Source organism: Enterococcus sp. H57, from assembly GCF_003112495.1.
Lineage (GTDB): Bacteria > Bacillota > Bacilli > Lactobacillales > Enterococcaceae > Enterococcus_B > Enterococcus_B faecium.
The window spans coordinates 22,237-23,783 of record NZ_BEHC01000068.1 but is presented as its reverse complement, the minus strand read 5'-3'; the positions used below and the strand labels follow the sequence as shown (position 1 = coordinate 23,783).

Sequence of the window (1,547 nt, the reverse complement as noted above, 5' to 3'; positions counted from 1 at the left end):
AGTATCGGCGGGAAGACAGCAGTCAATACAAACAAAGCGAAAAACCTTGTCGGAACATTTAGCCAGCCAGCTGGTGTATTGATTGATCCTGAGGTTCTAAAAACTTTGCCGGTACGTCGTTTACGAGAAGGAATCGCTGAAATCATCAAATCAGCAGCTATAGCAGATGCAACGCTTTGGAAACAGCTGAACGAGCTGAAAGACGAAAAAGATCTTCTGGAACATGCTGTTCCAATCATTACTGCTACGTTGGAAATCAAACGAAAAGTAGTGGAAGAAGATGTCTTTGACCAAGGAAATCGACTTATTTTAAATTTTGGTCATACAATTGGCCATGCAATTGAAAATACAGCAGGATATGGGGTAGTCAGTCATGGAGAAGGAGTAGCTATTGGAATGGTAGCCATCACTTCTCATGCAGAAAAAATCGGCTTGTCTCCAACTGGATCGACAGCTGCTTTAGAAAGGATACTTCAAAAATTCCATCTGCCGATTACGTACGATCTAAGTCATCCAGATGAATTATTCCACGCGATAACCCATGATAAGAAAGCAAGAGGAAGCCAATTGAATATCATCTTGCTAGAAAAGATTGGGCAAGCAAAAATCGTTCCTGTTCCCACAGAGACATTCAAAGATTACTTAGGAGGACTGTAAGATGCGTTATATGACTGCGGGAGAATCCCATGGACCAGAATTAACAGCGATTATTGAAGGACTACCAGCAGGATTACCTCTGTCAGAAGAAGAAATCAATCACGAACTCGCTCGCAGACAAGCTGGTTACGGCAGAGGAGGAAGGATGAAGATCGAAAAAGATCGTGTTCGGATCACGTCTGGCATCCGTCACGGCAAAACAATTGGTTCACCTGTCACTTTAGTGGTAGAAAATAAAGATTGGAAAAATTGGACAACTGTCATGTCTGTAGCAGAAGTGCCTGAAAAAGACCAATCACTGCGGCGAGTTGCACGTCCGCGTCCAGGACACGCGGATTTGGTAGGCGGTATGAAATACCATCATCGAGATCTTCGGAATGTGCTTGAACGGTCCTCTGCAAGAGAGACGACCATGCGTGCAGCAATCGGCGCAATTGCCAAGAAAATTCTGGAAGAACTTGACATCATCGTAGCAGGACACGTGATTTGTCTTGGTGGAATCCAAGCAGAAATACCTGGAAATATCTCGATTCAAGAAATCAAAGAAATTTCTGAAGCGTCAGAAGTACGAGTTGTTGATCCAGCAGTTGAGCAAAGAATAAAAGATTTGATCGATCAGACAAAGAAAAATGGAGATACGATAGGAGGAATTGTAGAAGTGCTCGTTGGAGGTGTTCCAGCTGGATTAGGAAGCTACGTACAATGGGACACGAAGCTAGATGCCAAAATCGCACAAGCTGTGGTTAGTATCAATGCTTTTAAAGGCGTAGAATTTGGGGTCGGATTCACTTCTGGTTCATTACCAGGCTCACAAGTGATGGATGAGATCCTATGGGAAGAAGAAAGAGGCTATTTCCGACGTACCAATAATCTAGGCGGCTTCGAAGGCG

General features: G+C 43.7%; 2 protein-coding genes. Both read left to right on the top strand.

Annotated features, from left to right (window positions below):
- Positions 1–657: 3-dehydroquinate synthase family protein (locus DIZ30_RS13790; protein ID WP_234414813.1), on the top strand; the 657-nt coding region annotated here is incomplete at its 5' end.
- A 1-nt stretch (position 658) separates the two neighbouring features.
- On the top strand, positions 659–1,547 hold an 889-nt coding region (aroC, locus tag DIZ30_RS11660), incomplete at its 3' end, for a chorismate synthase (protein ID WP_234414812.1).